The 21615-nt window shown below is 45.4% G+C and carries 24 protein-coding genes; 9 read left to right on the forward strand and 15 right to left on the reverse strand.

The window, feature by feature from the left end:
• Positions 1-21: 21 nt before the first annotated feature.
• The 6 genes from coaE to nadC form a co-directional block, all read right to left on the reverse strand.
• Entirely contained in the window at positions 22-630 is a 609-nt protein-coding gene (coaE, locus tag OC443_RS03355; RefSeq protein ID WP_073581731.1) for a dephospho-CoA kinase, read from the reverse strand.
• 1 nt (position 631) lies between these two features.
• On the reverse strand, positions 632-1507 hold the full coding sequence (locus tag OC443_RS03360) for a prepilin peptidase (protein ID WP_073581729.1): 876 nt from the start codon (positions 1505-1507) through the stop codon (positions 632-634).
• 113 nt (positions 1508-1620) lie between these two features.
• Positions 1621-2844, reverse strand: a complete 1224-nt coding sequence (locus OC443_RS03365; protein WP_073581727.1) for a type II secretion system F family protein — start codon at positions 2842-2844, stop codon at positions 1621-1623.
• Entirely contained in the window at positions 2841-4529 is a 1689-nt protein-coding gene (locus OC443_RS03370) for a GspE/PulE family protein (protein ID WP_073581725.1), read from the reverse strand. The genes OC443_RS03365 and OC443_RS03370 overlap by 4 nt, the downstream gene beginning before the upstream one ends.
• Positions 4530-4532: 3 nt before the next feature.
• Complete coding sequence (locus OC443_RS03375; RefSeq protein ID WP_073581723.1) at positions 4533-4979, reverse strand: pilin; 447 nt, start codon at positions 4977-4979, stop codon at positions 4533-4535.
• Positions 4980-5169: 190 nt separating this feature from the next.
• Positions 5170-6060, reverse strand: coding sequence for a carboxylating nicotinate-nucleotide diphosphorylase (gene nadC, locus OC443_RS03385; RefSeq protein WP_073581721.1), 891 nt, complete (start codon positions 6058-6060; stop codon positions 5170-5172).
• 163 nt (positions 6061-6223) lie between these two features.
• On the opposite strand from nadC, the gene ampD reads away from it, so the two are divergent.
• Both ampD and OC443_RS03395 read left to right on the forward strand, forming a co-directional pair.
• A complete protein-coding gene (ampD, locus tag OC443_RS03390; protein WP_073581719.1) occupies positions 6224-6766 on the forward strand; it encodes a 1,6-anhydro-N-acetylmuramyl-L-alanine amidase AmpD in 543 nt (180 codons plus the stop codon).
• A 103-nt stretch (positions 6767-6869) separates the two neighbouring features.
• Entirely contained in the window at positions 6870-7595 is a 726-nt protein-coding gene (locus OC443_RS03395) for an SAM-dependent methyltransferase (protein WP_083601572.1), read from the forward strand.
• A gap of 69 nt (positions 7596-7664) precedes the next feature.
• On the opposite strand, the gene OC443_RS03400 is transcribed toward OC443_RS03395, so the two are convergent.
• From OC443_RS03400 to OC443_RS03415, 4 genes are all read right to left on the reverse strand, one after another.
• Positions 7665-8630: a TAXI family TRAP transporter solute-binding subunit gene (locus tag OC443_RS03400; RefSeq protein ID WP_073581715.1), complete on the reverse strand. Its 966-nt coding sequence runs from the start codon at positions 8628-8630 to the stop codon at positions 7665-7667.
• Positions 8631-8646: 16 nt separating this feature from the next.
• A complete protein-coding gene (locus OC443_RS03405) occupies positions 8647-8817 on the reverse strand; it encodes a hypothetical protein (protein WP_159440316.1) in 171 nt (56 codons plus the stop codon).
• 35 nt (positions 8818-8852) lie between these two features.
• Positions 8853-9629 carry a hypothetical protein gene (locus tag OC443_RS03410; protein ID WP_073581713.1) on the reverse strand — a complete coding sequence of 259 codons (777 nt, stop codon included), beginning with the start codon at positions 9627-9629 and terminating at the stop codon, positions 8853-8855.
• A 216-nt stretch (positions 9630-9845) separates the two neighbouring features.
• Positions 9846-10235: an EthD domain-containing protein gene (locus OC443_RS03415; RefSeq protein ID WP_073581711.1), complete on the reverse strand. Its 390-nt coding sequence runs from the start codon at positions 10233-10235 to the stop codon at positions 9846-9848.
• Between the two features lie 71 nt (positions 10236-10306).
• Between OC443_RS03415 and OC443_RS03420 the strand changes: the two genes are divergently transcribed.
• The 3 genes from OC443_RS03420 to OC443_RS03430 all read left to right on the forward strand — a co-directional run bounded on the left by OC443_RS03420 (position 10307) and on the right by OC443_RS03430 (position 12396).
• Positions 10307-10660: a MerR family transcriptional regulator gene (locus tag OC443_RS03420; RefSeq protein ID WP_073581709.1), complete on the forward strand. Its 354-nt coding sequence runs from the start codon at positions 10307-10309 to the stop codon at positions 10658-10660.
• Positions 10661-10759: 99 nt separating this feature from the next.
• The gene (locus tag OC443_RS03425; protein WP_073581707.1) at positions 10760-11539 is read left to right on the forward strand and encodes an alpha/beta fold hydrolase; all 780 of its coding nucleotides are present in this window, start codon (positions 10760-10762) and stop codon (positions 11537-11539) included.
• An 80-nt stretch (positions 11540-11619) separates the two neighbouring features.
• Complete coding sequence (locus OC443_RS03430; RefSeq protein ID WP_073581705.1) at positions 11620-12396, forward strand: SDR family NAD(P)-dependent oxidoreductase; 777 nt, start codon at positions 11620-11622, stop codon at positions 12394-12396.
• A 40-nt stretch (positions 12397-12436) separates the two neighbouring features.
• On the opposite strand, the gene OC443_RS03435 is transcribed toward OC443_RS03430, so the two are convergent.
• Both OC443_RS03435 and OC443_RS03440 read right to left on the reverse strand, forming a co-directional pair.
• Entirely contained in the window at positions 12437-14398 is a 1962-nt protein-coding gene (locus OC443_RS03435; protein ID WP_073581703.1) for an alkaline phosphatase D family protein, read from the reverse strand.
• A 127-nt stretch (positions 14399-14525) separates the two neighbouring features.
• Positions 14526-14813 carry a hypothetical protein gene (locus OC443_RS03440; RefSeq protein ID WP_073581701.1) on the reverse strand — a complete coding sequence of 96 codons (288 nt, stop codon included), beginning with the start codon at positions 14811-14813 and terminating at the stop codon, positions 14526-14528.
• Positions 14814-15083: 270 nt separating this feature from the next.
• Here OC443_RS03440 and OC443_RS03445 point away from each other — a divergent pair, with 270 nt between their 5' ends.
• A complete protein-coding gene (locus OC443_RS03445; RefSeq protein WP_073581699.1) occupies positions 15084-15371 on the forward strand; it encodes a hypothetical protein in 288 nt (95 codons plus the stop codon).
• Between the two features lie 283 nt (positions 15372-15654).
• Positions 15655-16893, forward strand: coding sequence for a site-specific integrase (locus OC443_RS03450; RefSeq protein ID WP_073581697.1), 1239 nt, complete (start codon positions 15655-15657; stop codon positions 16891-16893).
• Positions 16894-17017: 124 nt separating this feature from the next.
• On the opposite strand, the gene ltrA is transcribed toward OC443_RS03450, so the two are convergent.
• The 3 genes from ltrA to OC443_RS03465 all read right to left on the reverse strand — a co-directional run bounded on the left by ltrA (position 17018) and on the right by OC443_RS03465 (position 20160).
• Positions 17018-18490, reverse strand: coding sequence for a group II intron reverse transcriptase/maturase (ltrA, locus tag OC443_RS03455; RefSeq protein WP_200796999.1), 1473 nt, complete (start codon positions 18488-18490; stop codon positions 17018-17020).
• Between the two features lie 677 nt (positions 18491-19167).
• Complete coding sequence (locus OC443_RS03460) at positions 19168-19650, reverse strand: hypothetical protein (RefSeq protein WP_073586604.1); 483 nt, start codon at positions 19648-19650, stop codon at positions 19168-19170.
• Between the two features lie 3 nt (positions 19651-19653).
• Positions 19654-20160 (reverse strand): hypothetical protein, encoded by a 507-nt coding sequence (locus OC443_RS03465; protein WP_073586603.1) that lies wholly within the window; start codon positions 20158-20160, stop codon positions 19654-19656.
• A 529-nt stretch (positions 20161-20689) separates the two neighbouring features.
• Here OC443_RS03465 and OC443_RS03470 point away from each other — a divergent pair.
• On the forward strand, positions 20690-20908 hold the full coding sequence (locus OC443_RS03470) for a hypothetical protein (protein ID WP_073586602.1): 219 nt from the start codon (positions 20690-20692) through the stop codon (positions 20906-20908).
• Entirely contained in the window at positions 20862-21608 is a 747-nt protein-coding gene (locus OC443_RS03475; protein ID WP_159440401.1) for a hypothetical protein, read from the forward strand. The genes OC443_RS03470 and OC443_RS03475 overlap by 47 nt, the downstream gene beginning before the upstream one ends.
• The last annotated feature ends 7 nt before the right edge of the window (positions 21609-21615 follow it).

The raw sequence follows: 21615 nt of genomic DNA on the forward strand, positions 1-21615 counted from the left end.
TTATTACCGTTATTTCTATTCTCACAAATTTTTACTGATAATTGCCAGATACTTTTGATGTAATTCTGTGACACGGGACAAAAGTTTATTGTTTTCTGTATCATTTTTAATCACGTCATTTGCGACAGCAAGCCGTTCAGAACGTGTTGCCTGTGATGACAAAATATTCTGAGCCTGTTGCCTGCTGACACCATCGCGTAACATCACCCGTTCGATTTGTGTTGATTCGCTGACATCTACAACCAGTATCCGCTGCGCTAAATGCTGCAGTTGATTTTCAACCAGTAGCGGAACAACCAATAATGCATAAGCAGAGTTGACCTGATTCAGTGCCCGCTGCATTTCTTCTCTGATCATGGGGTGAAGTAATTGATCCAGCCATTGTTTCTCTTCAGGATAAGTAAAGATGATTTCTCTGAGTTTTGCCCGGTTCAATGAACCATCATCAAGAATTATTTTCTGACCAAAGTGATCTTCGATAGCTTTCAGCCCCGGAGTACCTTGCGCCACAACCTGTCTGGCAATGATATCTGCATCGATAATATCTATTCCGAAATCGCGGGAAAATATCTCCGCAACTGTGGATTTTCCGCTGGCTATCCCGCCAGTGAGTCCCACAACAAAAGCCATTTTATCCTCCGGTTCCGGTGAGAATGAGTGAATACCAGTTCAGAATGTCAGCACCCCAAATCAGACACAACCATCCGGCGATGGCTAAAGACGGACCAAAAGGAAACCCCTGGTTGATATCATCTTTTTTCATCAGTAAAAAAGTTACGCCAAACATGATGCCAATAATTGAGGCAATAAAAATGATGATTGGCAGCATTTGCCAGCCCATCCAGGCGCCGAGTGCAGCGAAGAGCTTAAAGTCTCCGTATCCCATCCCTTCTTTTTTGGTTAATAGTTTGAATATCCAGTACACGGACCAGAGCGATAAATAACCGGCTATCGCCCCAATCACAGCTGAATCCAGGGACATCGGGGAGAGACCAGCTAAAGAAAGCAGAATTCCTCCCCACATCAGTGGCAGCGTAATGGAATCAGGCAGTAACATCGTATCTAAATCAATCATTGCAGCTGCAATGACAGCGAAAGTAAACAACAGGAGTGCTGCTGTGTATAAGGTCATTCCGGTATGAAGTGCAATCACACAACTGGCTGTGGCTGAGACCAGTTCAATCAGTGGATAGCGGGCTGAAATTTTCTCCTGACAGTACGCACATTTTCCCCGCAGAAACAGCCAGCTGATCACAGGAATATTATGCCAGGGCCGGATGGGATGATGGCAGTGAGGGCAAAATGAATGTGGCCGGCTCAGAGTTACGGGCTTATCCGTGATCGGAATTTCATATTCAGGAAATGTTTCCGCAAAGTCCTGCTTCCAGGCAAGCGTCATCATTTGAGGTAAGCGGTAGATGACAACATTGAGAAAACTGCCAATAATCAGCCCGAAGATGGTAACAAACAAAGGAAATAACCAGGGATAAAAAAAGAAAGCGTCCATTAAATGTTCTCAGTGTGATGATATTTCTGTATCAAGAGCTTCAGTCTCTTCTGTCGTGGTCAGGCTGAATCAGACCATTTTACAAAACAGTCAGTTAATTCGCCCCGAGTATACTATCCCACGACGGCCATTAAGTTAAATAAAGGTAAATACATTGCGATAATCAAGCCGCCGACGATCACACCCAGAAGCAAAATAATCAGCGGTTCTGTTAATTGCCCTAAATGGTCAACCATTTGATCTATACGGCTTTCATAATGATCGGCAACCCGGCCAAGCATGTTATCCAGATTGTCAGATTCTTCCCCGACCATCACCATTTGAATCATCAGCTCAGGAAAGGACTGAGTCTGCCGGAGTGCTGTGTAAAGGGGAGTTCCGCCGGAGACTTGCTGTATAACCCGGGCAAATGCATGTTCATAACAGATGAGGCCAGCTACATGTTGTGCGTTTTGTATACATTCCAGAACAGGAATACCACAATGGTAGCAGCTTGCAAGGGTTCGGCAACTTCGAATCAGGGCGGTTTCTGTGAATAACTTTCCAAAGACCGGTAAACCTGTTATGAATTTTTCGGCCATCAACCGGCATATGGCAACATGCCGGCAGAGTAACCGGAGCGAGGTGATGATTAGCAGCGTTATGATTAATAACAGGCATATATGATTTTGTAACTGGTGAGACAGTGATAAAACCAGACAGGTGAACCAGGGAAGTGAAGCATCAAACTGGCGGAACATGAGTTCGAATTTGGGAATAATTGTTGTCAGCATGAGACAGGTGAGAAGAATCGCACTGATCATGACGATACACGGATAAATAGCAGCTTTCACCGATTTGGCCCGGATATGTTCTTTTCTTTCCTGATAACGTGCTAACTGTTCAAACGTTTTATCCAGTTGCCCTGAAGTTTCGCCGGCCCGGATCAGGCGGATATAAATGGTCTGAAAAGCGGATGTGGCACTTTCGAAGCTCTCCGCAACAGATGAACCGTGGGTAATTTGATGATGAATGTTGCGCAGCAGAACCTGCATTGCCGGTTTTTTAGATTGGGAAGAGAGTAAGCTCAGGGCGTCAGGAATGGTTAACCCGGCTGATAACATGGTAGCTAGTTGTCTTGTCAGGTGAGTAATATCCTGTTGAGTGATTCTGCTGCGTATTTTTTCAAGCGTATTCAGGGGCGCCGGATACAGATGCGTGATGATGATATGCTGCTGTCGGAGCTGGGCAAATGCTTCCTCCTGAGTGGTGGCCCAGAGGTAACCCCGGCGTTTTCCTGAGGCCGTGTTTCGGTTTATCCAGCGCCAGCGTTTGATGGCATTTATGGGGTCTGTCATTGATTGTCCTCATATGAACCGGGTGATTCTAAAACCCGGTAGAGTTCTTCTACGGAAGTCAGTCCCTGCTCTACTTTACGGATGCCATCCTGCCATAATGTATTGTTTTCCTTTGGAGCAGTTTTGGATGGCATCTCATTCACGATGTAAACACCATTGCCGGTATGGGGATGATTCTCAGCTCCGGGAAGCAGCATCTCAAAAAGACCCATACGTCCCTGATATCCGCCAATGCAGGCATGACAGCCCTGAGGGTTTGCCTGAAATATCACTGCACCGGGATTGAGCTGGCTGGATATGGCCGGTGGCTTGGTGATTGGTTGCTTACACAGCGGACAAAGCCGCCGGACAAGCCTTTGCGCCACAATCAACCGGATGGCTGAATTCAGCAGATAGGATTCGAATCCCATTTGTTGTAGCCTGACAAATGTGGCCCTGGCTGAATTGGTATGCAGTGTTGAAAAAACCAGATGACCCGTCTGGGCAGCGCGAAGGGCAATGGTTGCTGTTTCTTTATCTCTGATTTCTCCAACCATAATAATATCCGGATCCTGGCGCAGCATTGCCCTGAGTGTCTGGCTGAAACTCAATCCGATCTTTTCATTGATTTGTACCTGATTGATCCCTGACAGGGAGATTTCAACCGGATCTTCTACTGTGGAAATATTTTTTGAGTCCGTATTGATTTCATTGAGTGCTGAATACAGGGTAATGGTCTTGCCGCTTCCGGTCGGGCCGGTAATCAGGATCATACCCTGCGGCTTATGAATCGACTGCCGGAACAGATGTAACTGATGGTCTGTATAACCCAGATGATCGATCTCCAGTGCCTGCGTTTTAATGTTCAGCAAACGGATAACAATTTTTTCTCCCCACTGTGCCGGAAGGACCGAAACCCGCAAATCAATCCCGGTTTTTTTGTCTGCACTGAATTTTATCCGTCCATCCTGTGGCAGACGGCGTTCTGCAATGTTGAGATCGGCCAGTACTTTGATATGTGAAGCAAGCCTGCGGCTGATATTGTGAGGGGGGGCGTGTGTCGTCACTAATATGCCGTTCAGCCGCATTCTGATCCGGTAGGAAAACTCATACGGTTCAAAATGAATATCTGATGCTTTTTGCTGCCACGCTTCATATAACACCTGATGTAAATACTGACTGATCGGATTACTGTCATCCGGGGAAAGGGATGAGTCATAATGACTTTCTTCTTCGCGGATCTGTGCTTCAGGCTGATGTTGGGCGGCGTGGCTGGGTTGCTTGGGTTGCCGAAGGTCTTTTAAAGCCGATTGTAATGAATCCGCATTACACAGAACCAGTTCAATATGCAGTCCGGTCACAAACTGAAAGTCTTCCCTGAGCTGTGGTATGGATGGGTCTCCGGCAGCAAGGACGAGCCACTCTTCACTGACTTCAACCGGAAGCGCCTGATATCTGAGGGCCAGTTCTGTGATATTGAGCTGGCGGCAAAACTCATCATAAGGATATTTTTCCAGCCGGATCTGGCGGAGATTCAACTGAGAAGAGAGGTAATCTGCCAGCGCTTCAGCGGAGATAATCCCGGAAGCCATCACCGCAGTTAAGGCGCTGACGGATTGGGCCTGAACCTGAGTTGTCAGCTCATCGGCCTGTGCCGTAGATAAAATGTCGCCGGCACAGAGTAATTGTAATAGTGGTGTCATCATTATTTACCCGGCTGTGCTGGTGCTGGCAGGACAGTTTTTCACATCTTCCAGCGCATTCTGCGTGCATGTCCAGCTGGTTTCCTGTTTCATCCACTGAACTTTTTTACCATTCAGTGAGCTGGTGTCATTGAACTCAAAAGTCAAAATCCCCTGGCTGGTGTTTTTCGTGTCAGGTTTCAGGCTCAGGGCGCCGAGAGAGCTCATTGTGGCGGTCGCACCTAAATCACTGATATTTGTGTCTGCCGGAAAATGACCGTTTTCCTGAATGAACAGATCAATATTGGTGGTCAGGGCACTGGCTGTGCTGATACCGACGGTTAGTTCAGATTTACGGATATAGTGCTGATAAGCGGGGATCGCGATGGCGGAGAGAATCCCGATGATCGCAACTACGATCATCAGTTCAACCAGCGTAAAACCCTGCCATGACAGCGAGCTGTATTTCTTCATCGATCATTACTCTTACAAATAAGCGGGAGAGGCAATGACGATAGCGGGTATCACTGAGAAGGGAAAAGCCAGAAGCCGAATCATACGGAAAGAAAAACGGACTGCCATTCAACATTGACAGTCCGTATACAGAAAATCGCGATCAGCTTAACGTTTTAGTTCGTCAGAATCATCTGAGCGAAAAGTCGTTTTATTCCTGAAAACGCATGGATAAATCCAGCGCCTGAATATGCTTGGTTAATGCACCGACGGAAATATAATCCACACCGGTTGAGGCAAAATCATACAGAGTGTCCAGCGTGACATTCCCCGAGACTTCTAAGGTTGCACGGCCGGCATTAATCCTGACTGCTTTCACCATCATCTCCCGGGTAAAATTATCCAGCATGACGATATCGGCACCCGCTTCGATCGCTGTTGTCATTTCATCGAGAGATTCGGTTTCAATTTCTACCGGTTTATCCGGGTTGAGCCGTTTTGCTGTTTCGATCGCACCGGCGATCCCGTGGCAGGCAATAATGTGATTTTCTTTAATCAGGTAGGCATCAAACACACCAATCCGGTGATTATATCCGCCACCACAGGCGACTGCGTATTTCAGTGCATTTCTCAGGCCGGGAATGGTTTTACGGGTGTCCAGCAGTTTGCAGCCGGTTTCCTGTAAGCAGGCCACATAAGTTGCGGTTTGCGTTGCGCAGCCTGACAGGGTTTGAATAAAATTCATGGCATTGCGTTCGCCCGTCAGCAGCAGGCGTGCCGGGCCGGTAAGCTGACAAATGGTCTGATTCGCCTGTACCGGATCACCGTCCTGTACAAACCATTCAATGGTTACCTGTCCGCCTAATTGACGAAAAACTTCTTCAGCCCATGCCTGTCCACAAAAGACACCATCTTCTCTGGTGATCAAAATCGCTGTATTCTGTTGATCTGCCGGGATCAGAGACGCGGTTACGTCGCGGTCCGGGTCCAGAATGCCACCCATATCTTCCAGTAATGTTTCTCTGACTGAACGGGCAATATCATCCGGGAGTTGTTTGCGCAGGTATTCAAGGCGCGCCTGACTGTTATGACTGTTTTTCATTGCAAGAAATGACTAACTCTGGTTAAAAGAAAGTGGCATGATACGCTGACTGAGTGTGAAATTCAGCAGCTTATTTATATATTTCTGAATATAGAATGAATCGACTGATATTGCCGGGATTCTTTCCGGTAAATGATTCACTGATCCTGTACTGAGAGTAAAAATGATCGATAAAAATGGCTGGTATACGCAGGCAAAGCATATTCCTTCTCCTTTCTTTGATGCCCGTCCACCCGGTGATGCTATTTCCCTGCTGGTGATTCATTGCATCAGCCTGCCACCCGGTCAGTTTGGCGGCCCGTATATCGGGCAGTTCTTTACCGGCCGGCTGAATGCTTCTGCACATCCTTTTTTTCAGGTGATTGAAAAGATGAAGGTTTCTGCGCACTGTGTGATCACCAGAGATGGTGAGGTGCTTCAGTTTGTGTCGTTTCAGGATCGGGCATGGCATGCGGGCATTTCATCTTTTGCCGGCCGGGAGCGGTGTAATGATTATTCGATCGGTATTGAACTGGAAGGGACTGAATTTACAGCTTATACCGAAGCGCAGTATCACTCGCTGACTTTATTAACCCGCACGCTTTTGCAGCATTTTCCCCAAATTACCAGCCAGCGTATCACCGGACATCAGTTTATTGCGCCGATCAGAAAAACGGACCCCGGACTGAGTTTTGACTGGCAACGTTACAGACATGGTCTGAAATAAAGTTATTGATAATTATTCTCATTTACCTTGTCGTGCTATGTGTAATGATATATCATCTCACTTATTATGAGATGAGGTTCTTATTTATTCAGACAAGGATATAATGATGGGACAAGAAGCAGGAAAATTTTATCTGGTCAGTGCCGGAATCGGGGATACAGACAACATCACGTTGCGGGCGTATAAGCTGATTCAGCAGGCTGATATCGTGTTGGCGATGCCATTTGTCAGCAAGCTGTTTGCCGATGTGCTGGCAGGAAAAGAAGTCCACGATCCGGGACATGCTTTTTTTATTGATGCGGATTTTAATACGGCTCAGGATGGTGAAGAAGATAAGATCCGCCAGCTTATTCGTGGTGCAGTCGGTCAGGGGAAAATTGTTGTTGTGATGGATTTTGGTGATCCGACAATCTATAGTCCGCAATCCGGCTATCTAAGAGAATTTGCTGATTTAAACCCGGAAGTGGTTCCCGGTATCTCCAGTTTTAACGCAGCGAATGCGGCACTGGGGCAGGAAATTACCGGAAATTATGATCACCCGGTTGTACTGAGTGAGGTGATGGAATACAGCGAGCGTCTGGATCAACTGGCTGCAAGCGGTGCCACGCTAATCCTGTTCAGTATGAGAATGGATTTAGCCGATACGATCGGGCAATTGAAAAAGCATTATCCGGGAGATACGCCCGCTGTGATTGTTTGTCATGCCGGTCTCCGCGAGACTCAGTTTGTACTGCGTGCCACACTGGATTCGATTGTTGAAGAAGCGGATAAACAGCAGCCTCTGCCATGGGATCATTTACTGTATGTCGGAGAGGGATTGCGGAGGTAATCTTCCCTGTTTCCGGAACAGCAACAATCCAGATTCATGCTGCTGTCCCGGTTAGATTAATGAGTTGGATTACAGAGGAAAATAACTCCAGCTGGTTTGTTCGCCATCTTCTTCCAGTTCGTAAACTGAACTCCAGGCCGGGTTTGTATCCGGATCATCGGCCAGATCAACTAAACTATCCTGAATACATTTTGCAAGATTAATCATGTTGGTATTTCTGGATTCGCGACGGAATGACTTACCAATCAGCAGTGCCCGGACACCAAAGGTGGAAACACTGGTAATTTTGCCACTATTTTTATAACTGATTGAAGATTTCAGGTAAAACGGAGCCTTATCTTTTAATTCTGCGTAATCAATAGGTATCAGTACGTATCTTCCTGTTTCCAGAAGTTTTTGTACGGGCTTGTATGGATGACCGCCGACAAGTAATAAAGGGATATTTGGAGCTGAACGATCTTTTTCCGGAATTTCAACAACGTTTAAATTCAGCTGCATAAAGAAACTGAGAGCTTTTGCACTAACGACGCTGCCGCCCCAGGAACCGATGGTTTGTCCTTTGAGCATGCCAATAGAAATTGCTTTTTGGGTTTTATTGTTGAATAACGATCCCAGCATGTTTTTCAAACCATTCCCTTGATCACCTTTGTATCCTTTAGGTACAAGCAGATGGACTGATTCCATGTGTAGTCCGGAGATAATCTTCATCCGGTTGGTATTGACTTTTCTTGGCTGTGTTTTTGAAAAATACTGCAACACATCTTCCTGAACAACAGCAGCACTGAACTGTTTATTTCCCATGCCCAGAATATTATCGACTGAGCCATCACTTGTCTGAGGCAGAAACACGGAACCCTGCGTTAAATCTTCTTCACAGTAGTTCCTGATATCTTCCGCCATTGCGTAGTAATTGCCGGATTTACTTCCCGTACCCACTTTAATTGTCTGGGGTTTTAATTTTGGCGCTGCGTGTAAATTTGTACTTAAAATAACAACAGGCAGGAAACAAGCTAACAAAATTCTTTTTGACAACATTCTTGATATACCCTGATTAATTAAATGGATTCTCTTCTGAATAAGCACCGTTCCGGTGATATTCAGCTTGTGAAGATGAACCACTGAAGAAAGATAAAACACCAGTGACTGCGACTAATATGAATAAAATGACAATGGTTCTGGTCATCCAGACCGTACTTTTTGAAATAGTCTCTTTTTCTTTCATGTTCTGTTTATCCTTGAGTATTATTCCGGCAGTGTTTAGTCGAGATCGATGCTCATATCCCGTACATTGTTTTCAATATCAATCAGTGCTGTGTTGAAATCTGATTCAATTTGATTGAATGCTTCCAGAGAGAGCATATCTTCCAGTTGTGTGTCCCCGGTATTTCTGAAATATTTCATTGCTTCACTGGCCTGAGCTGCGAATGCTTCCATATCTTTATATTCTTTGACTTTTTCTTCAAAAGCCTGATTCGCTTTTGCTGCATGATCAAGATTGACTAAGACCTGATCATAAGCGGTCTGAACCCGGCTCAGAATTTCCTTTTTCCGTTCGTAGATAGGCTTTCCTGCATTTTTTTCATGAATCTGGGATTTCAATGACTCAATAGTTGCTCCCATTTTGTTACGGGCTGTTCTGGCAATATTCAGTCGTTCTGCATTTTTGATGACCTGATTATCCAGCTGAGCGATCGCATTTTTGCGTGCTTCCTGGGTCATTTTGTTAATCAGGATATTCTGTGTTTTCTGCCGGATGAATGGGTCCATCGACTTGAGAAAACGTAATCCGAGGAATATGACTGCTGTGCTGATGATCAATGTGATTAAAGCAATGACACCACTGATGATTTGTATTGCAAATGCTCCGAGTAAAAGCACAAGTACAAAAATCATCAGGCCAAAAAGAATATTTCTGGGTGTCGCTGTTATTGGTTTTTTACTTAGTGCTTCTATTTTTTCCATTTCATTCCGGTTATGTTCCAGAATAAGAGAGAAACTACTGCTTGAAGTTTTTTCCTTGATTGCTGATTCCATTAAAAATAACTCACTCAATAAAAAATTCGCGCAATGATATCAAACTGAACAATGTTCTGCATCATTGATATGCATCAATAATTATGAATCTATTGATTGAGTTATTATGATGATTTCATTGGACTTATCTTCAGGTAGTGCGCTGTTTAAAATGTAAACATATTGATGTAAAAGTGTACATGAATGAGTGGCAGAGCCTGAAGATGTCCTGCCTGACTATTGACTGTCAGTCAATGCTAAAACAGTATGCTCCCCGCAATACCACATACAGGACTGTGACGGGTCAATAAAGCGCTGCTCATCTTCAATGATTTCCTGAAGTGCTTTGGCACCTTCCGGGGTTTTTCTGGCATCCAGATGGCTTTGCATATCATCCCACCAAAGTTCGGCACAGCCATCAAACTCATGGCTTACTAATCCCCGTATCGTTTCAAGTTGTTGCTGTGCCTGATCATGTTTGAGCCGGGTGTTTTGCACATAGCCACGGATGCCGAGTAAGCCGGCATGTTTTCTGATCAGGGCGGCATGGTTGGTTTTCCAGTGCTTTTCGAATGCTTCCTGACTGAGTGATGGATGACGTTTGACCAGGCAAATTAATTTCAGCATGTTTTTCTCCTTTGTTGACCGGAGCGCCATGATAAACTGTGACATTAGTGTCAGGGTCAAGGGGGAATGATATGAAAATCGGTCAGCTGGCAGCACAGACAGGGATTAGTATCCGCATGCTGCGTTATTACGAAGAGAAAGCATTGATATCGCCGGAGCGGCTGGAATCCGGTTACAGAGAGTACAATCAAAGCCATGTCCTGCTGATTGAAAAGATCAAAGTGCTGAACCGGGCGGGTTTAACACTTGATGAAATCCGCCCTTTGCTGGCTTGTCATCTCTCCGGGAAAAATGCTGATCAAATCTGTCCGGCGCTCAGGCAACAGGTTGAAAAGAAAATTGTTGTGATGGAAGATGAAATCAATAATCTGAAGCAATGCCAGCAACTGTTAAGCCGTATTTTAGAACCTGAGCACGACCAGTAATACCGGAAGGGGAATGCAGACTACTGACAAAAGCTGACAGTACAATCAGGCAGACTTCATTTTTCAGAACAATCTCTTTCAATGTAAGGCCGGAAAATAATGAAAACAACGGGTTATATCCTTCTGGATGGCGGAAAAATTTACTACGAATTATCAGGTAACAAAGACGGCAGGCCACTCCTGCTGATGCATGGCGGTTTAGGCCGCAGTGAAGAAATGAATGCGATGGTGCAGCATTTATCGTCAACGTTCCGGTTGATTCGGGTCGATTTTCGCGGGCATGGCCGGTCTACGCCGGGTGATGTGCCTCTGACTTATGCGCAGTATCAGAAAGATGTCGAAGCGGTGCTTGCTTATTTAGATATTGAACAGTTTGCCATTTTTGGTTTCAGCGACGGGGGCATTGTTGCTTACCGTCTGGCGGCAGCGCACCCTGAGCGGGTTGAACGTTTAATGACGCTGGGCGCCCAGTGGCGTCTGGAAAAAGATGATGTCTCGGTGGCGTTGCTGCAAAGCCTTACCGCTGAAATGTGGATGGCGCGTTATCCGAACGATGTGGAAAGATATAAGGCGTTGAATCCGGAGCCGGATTTTGAGCGTCTGGTGTCATTGGTGAAAGTGCTGTGGCTGGACAGTTCAGCAACAGGTTATCCCGGCCGCTCCGTTGAGGATATTCGCTGCCCGACACTGATTCTCCGCGGGGAAGATGATTTTCTGTTTGCATTGAGTGAAGCTGAATTGCTGAAAACAAAAATCGCAGATTGTCATTTTGTGAGTATTCCCCTGACGGCGCATGCGTCTCATCAGGAATCTCCGGAGCTGGTCGGGGCGATGGTGAATGATTTTCTGTTGTCTGATAAAATTGAAACCACGTTTTAAAAATGAGAAGATCACAACTCTTTCTCTGACACTATTTTCTTTGACATAATTTTTTTGATAAATATCAACAGGATGACATCATGCTCAATGATCTTCGCAACAAACGTGTGATTATCACCGGCTCTACCGGCGGTATTGGTCTGGCGACCGCTAAATATCTGGCAAAGGCCGGGGCTCACGTGACTCTGACTTCTTATCGCCAGCATAGTGATATCGAAGAGACACTGGCAGAACTGAATCGTTTTGAGGGTTCTGCGACTTTCCATCAGGTGGATTTTGCAGATGATGCAGCCTGTGAACGTTTTGTCTCTGAGTTTGCAGCGCTGCACGGCGGAATTGATGTGTTGATCAACAATGTTGGCGGACTGGTTGATCGCAAAAATACCGATGAAATCGATGCAGAGTTTTTTGATGATGTCGCGTATCTGAATATGCGCTCCGCCCAGACTATGGTGCGTCTGGCACTGCCGTATCTGAAACAGTCGGCCAGCCAGGATCACTGGTCTGCTTCCGTGATCAATGTGGGTTCAATTGCTGCGGATTCTGGTGGCGGTCCCGGTGCTTCTTTGTATGCTGCTTCAAAAGGGTGGCTGCACAGCATCAATCGTTCATGGGCGAAAACTTACGCCAAAGACAACATCCGGTTTAATGTGGTATCGCCGGGTACGGTTGATACTGCATTTCATGCGGACAAAGATGATGCGACGAAAGCACGTATCAGCAAAGGGATTCCAATGGGGCGTTTAGGCACCGCAGAAGAAATGGCCCCGACCTTTGCTTATCTGGCTTCACATGCCATGTCTGGTTATATCACAGGCCAGGTGATCAATATTAACGGTGGTCAGTACATGGCATAACCGTCTGCCGGTATCAATTACCGGCATCAAACAGGTCTGGTTATTCTAACTGGCGGTCTTCATCGCTTTTCAGGAACCGGACCTTTTTTCTGCCCGGCATCAACTGGGCAATCTGCCGGGGGGCGCCATGTTCGTCGAGCTGAACCAGTCCGACTCCGGCACCATTGAGTAACCGCTCTCCTTTTTCTCTTTGTTCCGGCTTGTAGGGCGCAACCCACATACCACGTCTTTTGGTTAACAGGTTCAACGGTGACCAGGGCGCATATAACCAGCGGTTCAGGCGGTCAAACCAGCTCAGTAATTTATCCGGAAACTCATTCCTGAAGCCGCTGCTGGTGATTTGCCAGATATCCGGGCTGCTTTTTAAGCCTTTGACTTCAATGTGATAAGCAAAAGAGTAGTGAACATCACCGGATAAGATCACGAAGTTTTTCGGCGTCTTCGGATGTTTGAACAGGTTCATCAGCGCATGGGCGGAGCCGGAGTGCGCCATCCAGTTTTCTGCGTCCACCAGCAGAGGTTTGCCAAACCAGGTAAAAACCTTTTGGGTGGCTTCAATCAGTTTGACGCCAAACACCGGAGCAGGGGAAACCAGTAATACGCTGTCCCGGTTGATTAGCTCGCGTTGTAAATCAGTCAGGGCTTCCCAGTCCATCAGCCCGGAAGGTTTATTCAGGTTTCGCTCGGAACGCCACCGGCGGGTCCGGGTATCTAATACGACCAGTGCGGGCGTTGTTTCCCACACATAGTGCCATTGATCATAGCGAATCAGCTGGTTCAGGAAGTCATCATGAGCCGGTTCACCAAGGTGCGTGATTGCCTGATTCAGCTGGTGGATGAAGGCTGAATCAAACTGTTTTGGATTGTTACCCCAGCCCTGAAACAGGAAATAGCCCATCAGCGCATTGCCGATAATCCGTTTGGAGATCGGGTGATCATAGGCAGATTTTTCCCATCCGGCGCTGAGGTTCCAGTCATCGGTGACATCATGATCATCAAACATCATTGCACAGGGCAGGTGGGCCATCACTCTTCTGGCCCGGATGAGATGGGTTTGAAAGCATTGAGTGTATCTGGTCTCGGTCTGATAAGTACGCTGCTGTTCCGCATCCAGCCCGTCAGGGAGAGACAGATCGATGAAGGCCCATAATTCAGGCGACCAGACCAGCAGATACATAGCAACCACTTCACTGAAGGTCATTAAATGGTTGTGCGCGGTATCACTGGTAAAGACCGGTTTTTCGCCGCCGCCGAAGAACTGTTTTTTGACTGCTTCAGCAAGCTGAGTCTGCGGGAGTATGGTTTCACGCTGGTAGTAGAGAGGTGCCTGATGATGCAACTTTGCAAAGTTGTCCGGATGGTCTGAGGCGATAGATTCATCCGGCAGGCCCAGTAACCGGATTACCTGATGAATTGCATATAGTACCGGTCCGGCCACATCGTCGGCATAGATCTGGTCGCCGGACATCACAAACAGACCCGGCCATGCCTCTTTATCCGAATTTGCCAGCAGTTCATCGGCAACCGCGAGGCCGTCGCCACAATCATCTTTATCCGGCTCGGGTTCATTGTGGTGATGAGGTTTGCGACATGAGCCGTGCAGCACAGAGCTGATATGGGGCTGATAAACAAAGCCCGGTGATTGTTCGTCGTCATAACAGAGGGATTGATGCAACGCATCCAGCGCGTCAGTCTGCGGATGCTGATGGATGAATGAGACTGAATAGTCAATCCAGTCTCCTTCTGTAAGCGGAGATTCAAACGCAACCGTGACCAGATTTACCCAAAGATGCGTGCCAACTTTGACCTGTTGCACCTGCTGCGTCGCAGGTAAGCGGGCACCGCCGCGCTGACAGTTAATCTGAATTTGATAATCAGCGGAACAGGCCAGCCAGAAACATGCAGACGAGGCTTCCACCTTGCGCAGAATTGGCCCGGCAATCACTGGCGGCAATGCGTTTGGTGTGTCGGTTGCTTTCCGGTCTGAAATATTGTCTGCCATGCCTTCTGACGCCATGTTTATAGCCTACTGTTTGTTTTCACACATCTTTTAAGGCTAACACTGGTTTTGGCGGAGTGCCAGATTAGAGGAGCATATCCAGGGTTTGAAGGTGCGTATTGTGAGGGGCTCAGAACAGAATCACAGCGAGTACAAAAATAAAGATTAAGCCAGCCACAGCCGAATTTTCTATCGGGTACTGCCCGCGTTGGTCGACCAGCTCCGGGAAGTAGTAAATCAGATATGAAAACACCGGAATACCTATAAGCGCGCCGATTCTGTGGCCCGGCGGAATATCCAGCACCCATGTGGTGGTCACACAATAGGAGAGATACAACAGATTAAACAGGATATCTTTCAGGCAAAAACGGGAGCGGTAAAAGAAGGGAATGATAAGTGGTAAGAAGATGAGATCCATAGAGAATGATTGCTGTTTGAACTGATTAGAAAAATATTAATATATCTGCATATTTTGGGTTGGGCAAGGGGGTGAAGCGGGATTGAGTCTGGCTTGTTAATCTTCCTGCAAAGCCAGATAAGATCATTTGCTATCTGTTTTTCTTTTTGATCTGCTTTGTTTGTGGATGTGTGTCTATATTTATATGTGATTGTATTGAAATCAGTGAGTTTAGTTCGTGTCGTTAGCTGTAGCCGTGCTTGCCACTTTTGCTAAGGTGAAGAGACGAAAATGAAAGTATCCATTGTATTGCTTATTCTGTTTTTATTCAGCCCGCTTACTGCTTTATCCAAGGAAGAAATGTCTGATGCTCAGGTCAGGCAGCAAATCATTCACGACTCGATTCGTCGTTATCCGGGTAATTGCCCCTGCCCATACAGCCGCGCTTCTAATGGTCATCGATGCGGCAAACGCAGCGCATGGAGTAAACCCGGCGGATACGCTCCGGTTTGTTATCCTGAAGAGATATCTGATCAAGCGGTGGAAAAATGGAGGCGGGGGCATGGGGGGGCAATGTAATCTAAATGTCTTCAGGCAACAAAAAAGGTTAGTAACGACTATCGCTACTAACCTTTGAAATAGATGGTGGGCCTTCCGGGACTCGAACCCAGGACCTGCCGATTATGAGAGCGATTTTGAATGTTTTGCAATGTACAGGAAAGAACAAGAATATATAATTAACTTACTGTTATTTAATGGTTTTTATTATATACCCCGTATTTTGTTGTTCACTGTGGGTTATCAGGAACCAATTATTTTGCTATAAATATGCTATAAATAAATCATTGGCTGGATCTGAGTGATGGCAGTAAAGAAAAAAATTACCAATGCTTCTTTAAAACAACTGACAGTTGCAGAGCGGAGAATCAACGATACTGAGGTGAGCGGGTTTCATGCGCTCAAGTTTGAATCCGGTAAAGTTGTCTATTACTTATACTACCGGATTAACGGCAAGCAAGCGAATTATAAGATCGGCCCGGCCTCTGACCTGACCCCGGCACAGGCAAGAGATCTGGCAAGAGAAAAGTTAGGTGAAGTTGCGAAAGGACAAGACGTTCAGGAAAACCGCAAAGAGAAAAAACGCCAAACCGAGATTAAAAAAAGTCTGCGATTGGGTATTTTCCTTGAAAAAGAATATTTGCCTTTCCTGATTAGCCGCAATCCGAAAACCGCCCAAAGACTTTATAAGCAAATGGTCAGTACCTTTGCTGATTATCTGGATACATCCATTCCTGATATTTCAGCCTTTATGATGCAAAAGTGGGTTGCAAAACGGAAAGAAGATGGCCGGGCTTCGGCAACGATTGCCGCTTCTTTTAATGCCTTGAAAGGGGCATTATCCAGAGCCGTTGAATGGGGCTTTATCGAATCTCATGATTTAAAGAAGGTGAAAATCCCCAAAGAAGATAATACCCGGATCAGATACCTTTCTGTTGACGAAGAGAAAGCCTTGCTTCAGGCCATCACAGACAGAAATGAACTCATCCGGACTAAGCGCGATTCAGCCAATAATCACCGTCAGGTCAGAGGCCGGGATGAGATGATGGATTTAAAGTCAGTGCGGTTTGTTGATCATATTGAGCCGATTATTTTATTGGCGATGCATTCCGGATTAAGAAAAGGGGAGTTATTTTCTCTGGAATGGAGCGACATCAATCTTGAACGCCGATATCTGACCGTAAAAGGCACCAATGCCAAATCAAAGAAAAGCCGGGTGATTCCACTCAATGAAACGGCGCTGAATCTGCTTGAGGGCTGGCGTAGCCAAAACCCGGATAAGCGATATGTTTTCACCAATGGCTATGATGATTTACCGATCACCGATATTAAAAAAGCATGGCTGAATCTGCTGGCGGATGCAGAGATAAAAAATTTCCGTTTTCACGATCTCCGCCACCACTTCGCCAGTAAGTTGGTAATGGCTGGCGTTGACCTCAACACCGTTCGTGAACTGTTAGGCCACTCAGATCTAAAAATGACGCTGCGTTATGCTCATTTGGCACCTGAGCATAAGGCGGCGGCTGTGGGGTTGATTGGTTAGGGGAACTTGTTTCTGTCGAGTAGACGACACTTGTTACCAAGTGCCGCCCCTCTAAGAACCGTACGTGCAACTTTCACTGCATACGGCTCAAGCCTCCACTAAGGCATCATTGATACCCAGCAACTTATAAAGCAGTCGAAGCAGGTTCGTTCCAAGAGTTACGAGCTAGCCTTTTGGGTTTTCTCTTCGCCAAGTATTCTTGGTATTGAGGGTCAAAAGGGGTAGCAGCACTCCTAATTTTCACGTGTCTTTCGATAGGCACTTTCGCTATTTGGAACAGATTGAAGTGACAGTCCATGTTCATGATTTTCTGCCAACCGTGAAATTGCCATTGGCCTTTACGATTGAGAAAGTACTTATGAACAACCCAGTCTTTGGACTTGGTTGGATGACGCCTAACTGCCCAGTGCCATAGCGCTTGGAATAGTTTGTGGCCGACATACCCGAATATTTGTTTAGCAACACAGTGGCGATAGTAATTCGCCCATCCCCTGAGTTTCGGATTTATCAACTTGATAAGATCGTTAACAGGGATGGTTGCGTGCTTTTTAATGAGTTCTCGTAGATTTCTCAAGAATAACAGCGTGTTGGATTTGCTCGGTTTGATGAGCAATTTGCCTTTGTACTTCCTGTGATTGAAGCCTAGAAAGTTAAAGCCATCATCAATATGAGTGATCTTCGTTTTCTCTTCGGAGAGGGCTAACCCTCTTTCTGCCAAAAAGCCAGCTACCAACGGTTTGATGTCGTTCACTAGCACTTCCTTTGAAGAGCAAGTAACCACGAAATCATCCGCATAACCGATAAAGTTGGCTCTAGCCCCCTTTTTCAGGGCTGTAGATTTTATTTGTTGCTCTATTCCCGCGAGAGTCATTAGCATCAAGGTTGGAGAGATTATTCCACCTTGAGGTGTACCTTCATCGGTATCATAGAACAGACCCTTATCCACATAGCCAGACTTTAACCATTGCTCTAACATACGTTTATCTACCGTGATATTGTCCATAAGCCATTGATGCCCGATTTTGTCGAAGCAAGCCTTAATATCTCCCTCAAGAACCCATTTCGCTGATCGCTTTAGAGCCAAACATTTGAAACACTGACTGACGGCGTCAGCCGTGCTGCGATTTGTCCTAAACCCATAGCTATTGAGGTCGGCAAGCGTTTCGGACACTGGTTCGAATGCTAGAAGATGGAGGGCTTGTTGCGCTCTATCAATCATGCATGGAATACCCAATGGCCTGAGCTTACCGTTCTTTTTGGGAATGTAGATACGTTTAAGTGGTTTTGCAGAGTAAGCCTTGCGGCTCAGTTGATTGACTGCTTTCATACGGCGTGCATCTGTGGTCCAGGTGACACCGTCTATTCCAGGCGTTTTACTGCCTTTATTCTGAGAGACTCGCTTAACTGCAAGAAGCTTGGCTGAGCGAGAATGAGTCAAGAGCCACTGTAAGGACTTCACCTTACCGTATTTCTTTTCTCTCGTTGCTTTTGCGATACGCATTTGAAGCTTCAATACGTGTGCTTCAATGGATTTCCAGTCGATGGACTGCCATTGAGCGCCGTCAGAAGATGCACCAATCTCTTTCGAGATCACCATTTGCTTTCCTCCTTGAATAAAGTTCTTCAAATTCTCTCGCAATGGGAGACCAGTCGGAAGTGGGCTCACTTTCGTGATCAGACATAAGTCTGTATCTGCATCATTACAATGTAGCTTTCGCTTTTTCCGACCTCCTATACCTGCATCACTATCGGCCACAAAGGCTTTCCCAAAGGGAGTGATACAGGCTTACCCTGTTCCGTATGTTACGTAAAATGTCAGGTTAGATGCCCACTATAGTGCGGAGAGTGCAGTGACCACGAAAGAGTACTGTCCAACCTCTTTCCAACTCTCATTGCCTTTTGGCCACAGCGTATTAACCACTTCCGCTGCTTCATCATATAACGCACCTTGAATGGATTCACATACGTTCATCATACTGACTACCTAGCACTTACCCGAATTGTGGTTTTCAGGAGAAACGTCCTCTCACGATTCTGTTCCCACTCAGCCCAACGGCCAAGTTTCGTTACATTGTCCGAGCCGCTGCTTTATTCAGGCTCGTAGGTTCATCTGGTGATACAGACGGTTCACTCATAAAGCGGTGAACAACGCTTCATACGACTTCAGGTCGCACGGACACTTTTGAGTTAGCGATTTTTTCAAATTAGCTTTTCACGGATTAATTCAGGTATGGAAAAATAGCATTTTGTACCATAGTCGTTTGTTAGGCTAACTTACTCATCATCTGGATCAGGCAAAGATTGATAATATGTAGCGATCTTCTCAATCTCATTTTGACTAAAGTACCTGACAGTCGCCCAGTCAGTATTTTCTTCAATAAATTTCCTTGCTGGTGCGGTAAGACTTTTACCCCCCACTAACCAGTGCTCACTTACTAGAGGATGCTTACGAATATCACCTACAAACTTTTTAGCATCATCTTTTTGAACTTTATCTTTTGGATCTTTTGCATCAATTCGAATTTGGGTTGATTTTCCCTCTAGTTCGATTGTGGACTCTCCAGTTTCGGCTATTTCTTTCATTTTTTCACCAGTGTTTTCTGGACAGTGAAGTATTAAGTCAGCACCGAGGTCGGGAGTATTAGTTGTTGTATTTCTAGTAAAGTCGAATCTATCTTCTTTCAAAGCTATATCACATACAGCTCTAGCTGTAAGCATCTCAGCTTTTTTTCCTGTTTTTTTCTTCTTATCTGCCATGATTCACCCTCTTACCTTGATAAAGGTGAAGTTATCTTGTTTAAATTGAGTGTTTTTTAGTTCGATTAAAGAAAATACATTGAGAAAGAGTCTTAAACTAAGGCGAGTCTCTCTACTTTGCCCATTTACTATTATTTGAGCATTTCCTTGACTGTTATCTGTCAATCCAAGCTGATGCGCTGTAGATTCAATCTCTCTAATGTATCGGTCTTCCAAAAACTCAATAATGTCATCGATCTTATCGTTTGGAATGAAACTGTATGTGGATTTTTCAGCTGAGCCGTATTCTTCTGAAATTTCCTGAGTGTCCAACCCAAAGTTTTCAATCAGCTCATCTAACAACTCTACTGAAATACCTGAAGATTCAATCTCGTTTGAATAATCCTCACAAATTAAACCGTCATTATTTTCTATAAACTGAAGTAAAGCCAGTTCTTTTGACATATATAACTCCTGTCTGATTTTTTTGATTGCTGAAGCTAGTTTGCCTAACATTTTATTAGTGCGCATGCGCGTTTACCTCATTAGACCAGTAAAAACGCGCATTGTTAACTAATTGTATTGCAAAGAGATTATCACCTTTTCCTCAAATATACTATCCGGCAAAACACGCACGAAGTTAGGATAAAAATCGTCATGATTTGAATATGACTGTATGCCTGTCCAGCTTTTAGGAATTGCTGCAACATTTGAGTTATATAGATGAAAATTTTTAGGCTAAAAAGTCTGCTTTTGACTGCTCCATAGACAACTTGTTAACTCACTTTGGGGCAAAAACGACTTTCAATAATATTGCTCCAGTACCAGTGAGGTAGATCGTATTTTATAGTCCCTTTTACACCTGTTTCTAATTGATATTGTCGCCCATGCTTATCAACTTATCGCAATCTGTTTTTATATATAGTACAAACCAGTTAAAATGCAACTCCAGAAGGACAATTTATCCATAATCTCAGGTGGTTGTGTTGTCGATGATTCTTGATCTACATTCAATGATTCTGACAAATCTCACATAAAAGACTCCGGGCAGGTGGCATACATGGCGCTAAACAAACGCCGGTTTATCCGGTTAGAAGAAATCGAAAAAAGAACATCCCTGACGAAAGAAGAAGTGCTTGATTCAATTGATGATGAAGAGCTTTATCTGTGTGCAAAGGTTGAGGTGAAGCACGCCGGGGCGTTGTTCGTTGTAAAGGAAGAGACGGTGATCGGTGCGGTGTTTGATTACCGGGGGATTTGTCCGGTTAGGCCGGGATGATTCCAGGCATTTTACCGCTTACAATAAAAAGAAAGCGGTAGAGATGTTTCAAATCCTTAACCCGGAAAAAGTATCAGGCTGGCAATCGGTGACAGAAGCTTTCGGTACGATAGAAAAATATATCGCTCCTTACATGAACCAGTTACCAGCACGGCGGGAAAAACCTTTCTGGGCCTATCCGGAAGTGATTTATGATGTCACTGGTTTTCAAAGCATCGGCCAGATGATCACTGAAAAGTTTACGGCAGAAATGAAGGAAAAAATGGGTGATGAGCTGAAAAGGCTGAATACCCGTTACCTGCAAAACCGAAAACTGACCATTGAACCGCATGCCTTACGGATTGACTTAAACCAGATTGCTGAACGGTTTGGTCTTGAAGTGATAAAAGATGCTGTTCCCGCTCCAGCAATACAGAATCAGCCGGAAGCCTCCGGTAAAATTGTGTTTACCAATCCGATCAAACAGATTTTGCACCGGGTGTTATTAAAACATCCAAAAGCCCGCTCTGATAAAGTGCTGGTGTTGCTGCGTAAAGATATCCATCTTGAAGCCGGGCGTGAATTTGATACCGATGCGGTGATTGATGATATCACCAATGATGATATTACTTATTTTGGCCGGGGTGATGCGGTATTAACTATGTCTTACCGCCGTTTTCAGAACCTGCTGAGTGAAGTCAGAAACGAAGTGAAAAATTAACTTCACG

Source organism: Vibrio quintilis (genome assembly GCF_024529975.1).
In the GTDB taxonomy this organism is placed as follows: Bacteria; Pseudomonadota; Gammaproteobacteria; order Enterobacterales; family Vibrionaceae; genus Vibrio; species Vibrio quintilis.

Excerpts from the sequence above, each read along its gene's own strand:
- coaE (WP_073581731.1), bottom strand. The coding sequence starts at position 630 with ATGGCTTTTGTTGTGGGACTCACTGGCGGGATAGCCAGCGGAAAATCC.
- OC443_RS03360 (WP_073581729.1), bottom strand. The coding sequence starts at position 1,507 with ATGGACGCTTTCTTTTTTTATCCCTGGTTATTTCCTTTGTTTGTTACC.
- OC443_RS03365 (WP_073581727.1), bottom strand. The coding sequence starts at position 2,844 with ATGACAGACCCCATAAATGCCATCAAACGCTGGCGCTGGATAAACCGA.
- OC443_RS03370 (WP_073581725.1), bottom strand. The coding sequence starts at position 4,529 with ATGATGACACCACTATTACAATTACTCTGTGCCGGCGACATTTTATCT.
- OC443_RS03375 (WP_073581723.1), bottom strand. The coding sequence starts at position 4,979 with ATGAAGAAATACAGCTCGCTGTCATGGCAGGGTTTTACGCTGGTTGAA.
- nadC (WP_073581721.1), bottom strand. The coding sequence starts at position 6,060 with ATGAAAAACAGTCATAACAGTCAGGCGCGCCTTGAATACCTGCGCAAA.
- ampD (WP_073581719.1), top strand. The coding sequence starts at position 6,224 with ATGATCGATAAAAATGGCTGGTATACGCAGGCAAAGCATATTCCTTCT.
- OC443_RS03395 (WP_083601572.1), top strand. The coding sequence starts at position 6,870 with ATGATGGGACAAGAAGCAGGAAAATTTTATCTGGTCAGTGCCGGAATC.
- OC443_RS03400 (WP_073581715.1), bottom strand. The coding sequence starts at position 8,630 with ATGTTGTCAAAAAGAATTTTGTTAGCTTGTTTCCTGCCTGTTGTTATT.
- OC443_RS03405 (WP_159440316.1), bottom strand. The coding sequence starts at position 8,817 with ATGAAAGAAAAAGAGACTATTTCAAAAAGTACGGTCTGGATGACCAGA.
- OC443_RS03410 (WP_073581713.1), bottom strand. The coding sequence starts at position 9,629 with ATGGAATCAGCAATCAAGGAAAAAACTTCAAGCAGTAGTTTCTCTCTT.
- OC443_RS03415 (WP_073581711.1), bottom strand. The coding sequence starts at position 10,235 with ATGCTGAAATTAATTTGCCTGGTCAAACGTCATCCATCACTCAGTCAG.
- OC443_RS03420 (WP_073581709.1), top strand. The coding sequence starts at position 10,307 with ATGAAAATCGGTCAGCTGGCAGCACAGACAGGGATTAGTATCCGCATG.
- OC443_RS03425 (WP_073581707.1), top strand. The coding sequence starts at position 10,760 with ATGAAAACAACGGGTTATATCCTTCTGGATGGCGGAAAAATTTACTAC.
- OC443_RS03430 (WP_073581705.1), top strand. The coding sequence starts at position 11,620 with ATGCTCAATGATCTTCGCAACAAACGTGTGATTATCACCGGCTCTACC.
- OC443_RS03435 (WP_073581703.1), bottom strand. The coding sequence starts at position 14,398 with ATGGCAGACAATATTTCAGACCGGAAAGCAACCGACACACCAAACGCA.
- OC443_RS03440 (WP_073581701.1), bottom strand. The coding sequence starts at position 14,813 with ATGGATCTCATCTTCTTACCACTTATCATTCCCTTCTTTTACCGCTCC.
- OC443_RS03445 (WP_073581699.1), top strand. The coding sequence starts at position 15,084 with ATGAAAGTATCCATTGTATTGCTTATTCTGTTTTTATTCAGCCCGCTT.
- OC443_RS03450 (WP_073581697.1), top strand. The coding sequence starts at position 15,655 with ATGGCAGTAAAGAAAAAAATTACCAATGCTTCTTTAAAACAACTGACA.
- ltrA (WP_200796999.1), bottom strand. The coding sequence starts at position 18,490 with ATGGTGATCTCGAAAGAGATTGGTGCATCTTCTGACGGCGCTCAATGG.
- OC443_RS03460 (WP_073586604.1), bottom strand. The coding sequence starts at position 19,650 with ATGGCAGATAAGAAGAAAAAAACAGGAAAAAAAGCTGAGATGCTTACA.
- OC443_RS03465 (WP_073586603.1), bottom strand. The coding sequence starts at position 20,160 with ATGCGCACTAATAAAATGTTAGGCAAACTAGCTTCAGCAATCAAAAAA.
- OC443_RS03470 (WP_073586602.1), top strand. The coding sequence starts at position 20,690 with ATGGCGCTAAACAAACGCCGGTTTATCCGGTTAGAAGAAATCGAAAAA.